The sequence below is a fragment of the Microcoleus sp. PH2017_34_RAT_O_A genome (assembly GCF_020737885.1).
Lineage (GTDB): Bacteria > Cyanobacteriota > Cyanobacteriia > Cyanobacteriales > Microcoleaceae > Microcoleus.
This window is the reverse complement of record NZ_JAEQDD010000030.1, coordinates 51,758-58,136: the sequence shown is the minus strand read 5'-3', so window position 1 is coordinate 58,136 and position 6,379 is coordinate 51,758. Positions and strand designations below refer to the sequence as shown.

The window sequence follows — 6,379 nt, the reverse complement described above, 5'->3', positions numbered from 1 at the left end:
ATGGTTAATTCATTTCAGCAGGGATAGTCTACCCGGACAGGGCAGACTTGATTACCTCTTGTATCATACATTCCCCCCTGACAATTAATCCACCCTGCCCAACCCCCCTTAAGAAGGGGGGCTTTAGAGAAGTCGCCCCTACTAGAAATTATGGAAGAAACGCGGGGAAAAACTGAAAGCGAGGTGGGTTATGTGGGAGGGAATGCGGCGACGCTGTTGGTGAAAATCGATCGCACTGCGTTAGAAACAAAAGACCTTTCTCGTGCAGTTATTTTAGGTGCTGATTTTACAAATGCTAGCTTGCGCCGCGTCAACTTTGCTGAAGCGAATTTAGCTAATTCTGCTTTTACTAAAATCTTCAGCAGTATTCGGTCAGTAATGTTTAGTCCTGATGGCAAACTGTTAGCTACAGGTGATACTGATGGCATAGTTCGCTTGTGGGAAGCTAGCAGTTGCAGAGAAATATTGACCTGTAAAGGACATAGCAACGTAGTGGAGTCAGTTGCCTTCAGTTCTGATGGTAAGATACTTGCTAGCGGAAGTTATGACAAAACAATTAAGTTATGGGATGTCAAAACTGGTGAATGTTTAAAAGTTTTGCAGGGACATACCGAATCAGTAATGTCTGTCAGATTCAATCCTGATGGAAATATACTCGCCAGTGGGAGTTTTGATGGCACGGTAAGGTTATGGGATATTCGTACTAGCGAATGCTGCAAAATTTTGCAAGACCATACTAAAGTGGGATTTTCAGTGGCTTTCCATCCTGGTGGTGAGATACTTGCTACTGGGAGTGGTGACCAAACAATAAGGGTATGGAATATCAACAGTGGTGAATGTCTAAAAATATTTGAGGGACATACTAAAAATGTGTTTTCAGTTGTTTTCAATTCTACTGGTGAAATACTTGCTAGTGGCAGTGGCGACAAAACAGTGAAGCTGTGGAATATCGGTAGCGGTGAATGTCTCAAAACTTTGGAGGGACATTTCGATCAAATACGGTCGATCGCCTTTAGCCCAAATGGCGAAATACTTGCAAGTGGAAGTTACGATCGCACTGCAAAGCTGTGGGATATCCGCACTGGTGAATGCTTGAATACTTTGCAAGGACATAGCAATCAAGTAGGGTCAGTTGCCTTCCATCCTGGGGGTGACATACTTGCTAGCAGTAGTTACGACCAAACGCTGAATCTGTGGGATATCAACAGCGGTGAATGCTTGAATACACTGCAAGGGTATAGCAATCAAGTAATGTCGATCGCCTTCAGTCCCAACGGTGAAATGCTGGCCAGCGGCGATGACGAGAAAAAAGTCAGGCTGTGGGATGTCAACACTGGTGAGTGCCTCCAAATCTTGCAGGGGCATCTCGATCGGGTACACTTAGTTGCCTTCCATCCAAACGGTGAAATACTTGCCAGCGGTAGTTATGACGAAACATTGAGGCTGTGGAATATTCGCAGTGGTGAATGCCTTCATACTTTGCCAGAATTTGGCAATGAAGTACGGTCGATCACATTCAGTCCAAATGGTGAAATACTTGCGAGTGCAGGTTATAAACAAACGGTGAGGCTGTGGGATATCGTTACTGGCGAATGCCTCAAAACCTTGCAAGGGCATAACAATTTTGTATACTCGGTTGCTTTCAGTTTTTTGGGCGAGATATTTGCCAGTGCAGGTTTTGACGGAACGGTGAGGCTGTGGGATATCCATAGTGGTGAATGCCTCCAAATTTTGCAGGCGCATACGGGTTGGGCACGCGGAATCGCCTTTAGTCAGAACGGTGAAATACTTGCCAGTGGAAGTATCGATCGAACAGTAAGATTATGGGATGTCAAGAGTGGTGAATGCCTCCAAATTTTGCAGGGGCATACTGATTGGATACGTTCAGTTGCTTTTAGTTATTCTGGTAAAATAGTTGCTAGTGGAAGTGTAGATGGAACGGTAAGAATATGGGATATCCGTACAGGTGAATGTCTAAAAATTTTGCAAGGTCATACCAGTAGAATTAACTCAGTTGCCTTCAGTTCAAATGGAAAAATTATTGCTGCTTGCTGTCGGGATGGCACAATTATAATTTGGGATGCTGGGACGGGTGAGTGCCTCAAAATACTGAAAAGTGACAGACCTTATGAAAACATGAATATTACCGGAGTTACGGGTTTAACGGAAGTTGAAAAAGCCACCCTCAAAGCTTTAGGGGCTGTGGAAAATTAATCATCGCCAAGGAGGAATTATGCAGTCAGCAATACGGATTACAACCAAAGTTCTTGCAGGAAATAAACTTGAAATTCAAGTGCCACCTGGTTCTGTGGGTGAAGAGGTTGAAGTGTTTGTGATTATACCAGAAAAGCCGCAAGGCGGGCGGCGTAAAGTGTTGGAATTGCTTACGGAAATCCGCAGCCGTCATGTATCCAGAACTGTTGAAGAAATTGACCAGGAACTTCAGAACTATTAGCCCATGAGTTTTATTCCCCGCTTCTCATACAGTCACAATCTCGTTACGCATTTGGGAGTCATCGAGGGTGCGCGTGCTGTCATTGAGGTGTTACCGCTGCCACCTGATACTACTCTACGCCTGCGCCACGATGCTCTGCAAAGAAGTACACGCAGCTCGACACAAATTGAGGGTAATCCCTTGGATGAAGCGGCGGTGCGACGGGCGATAGCAAGGAGTTCGCGCACAGGAAGTGATGCGGAACAGGAAGTCCGAAATTACTGGCGTGCCCTTGACCGCGTTGAAGAATTCGCAGAAGCCCAAACTCCCATTACAGAAGCATTTATCAAAGAACTGCACCGAATAGTCATCGTGCGCGGTCGCGGGCGGCGGGGCAGCAAAAGCGAGTATCGCGTTACAGAATGCCCTGTAGTAGATACAGTCACGCGGGCGATAGATTACGGGCCACCGGAACCGGGGGATGTACCCGCCTTGATGCGGGAATTAGTCGATTGGCTATCTTCAACGACAGCAGCAGAATTGTCCGCCCCCATCCGTGCAGCTATTCTGACGCACCGCTTTCTCAGTATCCATCCATTTAACGACGGGAACGGTCGCACCGGCAGACTTCTGGCTACTGCTGAACTGTGGCGTTCCGGCTACCGAATGCGGGGGTTTTTCTCGTTTGATGAGTATTTTAATGCCGATCGCGATCGCTATTACCGCTCTTTGCAAATGGGACTGCCGGTGAACTTCTACGAAGGTCGCCACGACCCAGACCACACGCCCTGGCTGCTTTACTTCGTGGAGACGATGGCTCGTGCCGCCGATGAATTGCAAGCTAAAGCTAAGTCTCTTTATCAAGGTGCTTCTCCTGATGCCCTACCCTGGGAAGCATTGCCACGTCGCTCTCAACAACTCCTCACCCGACTTTTGGCAAGGGTTTTGGATGGAGTGGAAAATCCTTTTGCGATCGACGTTTCAGATGTTGCATCCTGGTTTGGGGTTTCAGACAAGACGGCCCGCGAATGGCTGCAAGAGTGGACTGAAGGTAGTTTGATCCATCCGGTTTGGGCGGGTTCTGGGGCAAGAGTCCGCAGTTACGCGCTAGCTGAGGAGTGGATTGCTGCTTGCTTCAAAATAAGGGAATCTGTTTCGGAAAATAGCGGAAGTTAATTTAGGCATTGAGCCACTTATTTGAGGGGTGTTTTACGAATTTGCAAGGTTTTTAGCTGTTATGACTCTAAAAATAACGGAAGTAGGTTGGGAAAAATAACGCCTATTTAGCCGGTGGTCGGCGGTGCGATCGCACCCCCAAATTTACGCGCGAGTAGTCAGAAACCGGGTTTTTTCGATAATACTTCGTTGAGACCAGCAGATTCGGCCAAAAACCCGGTTTCTAAGGTAGCCTACTGACTAAATTGCTGGGCGTAATAACGAGCATATCGATCGCCCTTTTGCAATAATTCCTCATGCGTCCCAGATTCCATCACTCTACCTTTTTCGAGAACTAATATGCGATCGGCTTTCCGCACAGTCGCCAAACGGTGGGCGATAATAAACACAGTCCGATCGCGCATCAATCTTTCCAAGGCCTCCTGCACCAAAGCTTCCGACTCCGAATCTAGCGCCGATGTCGCTTCATCGAGGATCAGAATTCGCGGATTTAGCAAGACTGCACGGGCGATCGCAATTCTTTGTTTTTGTCCGCCCGATAAATTTACACCCCTTTCTCCTACCCAAGTTTGATAGCCGTCGGGAAACTCAGTAATGAATTGATGGGCGTTAGCAATTTCCGCAGCTTTCTGTACATCTTTCAGTTCATAATAAGATTGACCGAAAGCAATATTTTGAGCAATTGTACCCGAAAATAAAATAGTTTCTTGCGGTACAATTCCGATTTGTCGGCGCAGCGTATTTAATGTCACATCTTGAACATCAATCCCATCAATTAAAATTTGTCCGGCTTGCGGATCGTAAAATCTGGGTAACAAGTTTACTAACGTAGTTTTCCCCGCACCGGATGCGCCGACAAGCGCAATCGCTTCTCCGGGAAGTGCGAGTAAACTCATACTTTGTAAAATCGGAACCCCCCCTAGCCCCCCCTTATCAAGGGGGGGTTGAGGGGGGTAGGCAAAGTTAATGTTGCGGTATTCGACTTTTCCGGTAACGTGGGGAAGTTCGATCGCACCAGGCTTTTCGACGACTGTTGATTGAATGGCTAAAAGTTCAAAAATGCGATCGCTAGAAGCCTCTCCCTGCTTAAAATCGCCGTAATTTGCAGTGGTAATTGCGATCGGATCGATTAACAGCGCTACTCCGGCGATATAACTGATAAATTGCGTACCAGTGAGATTTCCTTGAGCAATTTGCCAACCACCGAGGAAAAACAGCAAAATCACGCTCATCGCTTCCAGAAAGCCAACTACGACGAACTGGAGTGCTTTTATGCGTTCTGACAAATACTTAGCGCGGCGGTTTTGTTCGGCTTCTTCTGCAAAGCGGGCAATTTCGTAGTCTTCCGCCACAAATGCTTTGATTAAACGAATGCCGCTGAATACTTCTGTTAGCAAAGCGGATAAATCAGAAATCCGATTTTGACTTTCTCGCGAGTAACTGAGCAGTTTCTCGCCAAACCAGCCAATTAATATAGCCATTAACGGTGCAATGATTAATGCACCCAAAGTTAATTGCCAGTTAAGATAAATCATATATCCCATGACTGCAATTAGCTGCAAAACACAAGGGATAAATTGATGAAAAAATTTATTTACGACTTCGCCAATGCGGTCAATATCTTCTGTGAGGCGGTAGGATAAATCTCCGGTTTTGGCAGTTTCAAAGTAGCCGAGATTGAGGTTTTGGAGGTGTGCATAAACTTTTTTGCGGATTTCTAAAGCAATAGTCAAAGCTGCTTTTGCCATCAGCGTATCTTGACCGTACTGGGCGATACCACGAATTAGAAATATGATGGCGCTGAGTGCAGCAATTTGAGCAAACCCTTTTAAATCTCCTTTACCTATAAATTTGGCGGTTTCACCAACCAGCCACGCGATTATTGGCCAAAATATGGTAAAGACTACGGTACAAGCTAATGCTTTACCGATGGTTTGTTTTTGGGGACGGAGGTAGGGTAAGATTTGCCAGTATGTCGATCGAGCTTTCAAGATATTTTGCCCTCGCAAGTTCTGTTTTTAGAGATTAGGGTTAACGCATTTCGATCCCCCATAGGGTATTTTGAAACCCGGAGATCCCCCCTAACCCCCCTTCGATGCGGGGGGGACAAGATTCTTCTCAAAGTCCCCCTTCTTAAGGGGGATTTAGGGGGATCTCTGCGTAACCTATAGAGATATCTGAGCCAGAATATGATAGCAGCGATCGGCTAAACACTCGACAATCATTCCTGAGCGTCTGCATGAGTCGCCTGCACCTTAGCCCCGGCGACAACTGCACCTCGAAAGGCGGCTGACTCTCCGGGTGCAAGAGTAGCTGGTTGAGTGTCGATAAATCCGTTGTCAATTAAATTACCTGACTCGTCCAAAACTTCATAATTGACTTTCACATTCTTGATTGTTTTGCAGCCTTGATTGAACACTTTACCGCTAAAAATTTTGCCATCATAATTTGCCTGGGCAATTGATACTTTTGCCGCCATGTTTGCACCAGCAACGCAAGTTTGAGCGGTTTTAGGAGTTGGCGGTTTTTCGCAAAGTTTCCCTAAGTCTACGGTTTTGCCGTCGGGGGTTTTCATGTAGCAAAACGGCTCGTCAATTTGTGAAATTTGAATTTTGGTATTTGTAGAATCTGCCAGCAAAGGGCTAGCTGAGATTTGCGAGATTAGCAAGATTGATAAAATCACTGTTAAATGTAAAAAATTCATCTTCTTTATTCAGCATTTTATGAGATTATTTGTACAAGATAATTCACATCATGTCCGGTAGAGTA

General features: G+C 46.0%; 5 protein-coding genes. 3 read left to right on the top strand and 2 right to left on the bottom strand.

Annotation, left to right across the window (positions count from 1 at the left end):
* Positions 1 to 150: 150 nt before the first annotated feature.
* Genes JGK11_RS12535 through JGK11_RS12525 form a run of 3 tightly spaced genes read left to right on the top strand, consistent with a single transcriptional unit; the run spans position 151 to position 3,610 of the window.
* On the top strand, positions 151 to 2,214 hold the full coding sequence (locus JGK11_RS12535; protein WP_293211899.1) for a pentapeptide repeat-containing protein: 2,064 nt from the start codon (positions 151 to 153) through the stop codon (positions 2,212 to 2,214).
* A 19-nt stretch (positions 2,215 to 2,233) separates the two neighbouring features.
* Entirely contained in the window at positions 2,234 to 2,455 is a 222-nt protein-coding gene (locus tag JGK11_RS12530) for a hypothetical protein (RefSeq protein ID WP_293211897.1), read from the top strand.
* Between the two features lie 3 nt (positions 2,456 to 2,458).
* Positions 2,459 to 3,610, top strand: a complete 1,152-nt coding sequence (locus tag JGK11_RS12525) for a Fic family protein (protein ID WP_293211895.1) — start codon at positions 2,459 to 2,461, stop codon at positions 3,608 to 3,610.
* 233 nt (positions 3,611 to 3,843) lie between these two features.
* On the opposite strand, the gene JGK11_RS12520 is transcribed toward JGK11_RS12525, so the two are convergent.
* Together JGK11_RS12520 and JGK11_RS12515 are read right to left on the bottom strand one after the other, a co-directional pair.
* A complete protein-coding gene (locus JGK11_RS12520) occupies positions 3,844 to 5,601 on the bottom strand; it encodes an ABC transporter ATP-binding protein (protein WP_293193542.1) in 1,758 nt (585 codons plus the stop codon).
* A gap of 230 nt (positions 5,602 to 5,831) precedes the next feature.
* A complete protein-coding gene (locus tag JGK11_RS12515; RefSeq protein ID WP_293211893.1) occupies positions 5,832 to 6,314 on the bottom strand; it encodes an FxLYD domain-containing protein in 483 nt (160 codons plus the stop codon).
* Positions 6,315 to 6,379: the final 65 nt, after the last annotated feature.

Bases quoted from the DNA above. Each gene is read 5' to 3' on its own strand.
- JGK11_RS12535 (WP_293211899.1), top strand. From the start codon at position 151: ATGGAAGAAACGCGGGGAAAAACTGAAAGCGAGGTGGGTTATGTGGGA.
- JGK11_RS12530 (WP_293211897.1), top strand. From the start codon at position 2,234: ATGCAGTCAGCAATACGGATTACAACCAAAGTTCTTGCAGGAAATAAA.
- JGK11_RS12525 (WP_293211895.1), top strand. From the start codon at position 2,459: ATGAGTTTTATTCCCCGCTTCTCATACAGTCACAATCTCGTTACGCAT.
- JGK11_RS12515 (WP_293211893.1), bottom strand. From the start codon at position 6,314: ATGAATTTTTTACATTTAACAGTGATTTTATCAATCTTGCTAATCTCG.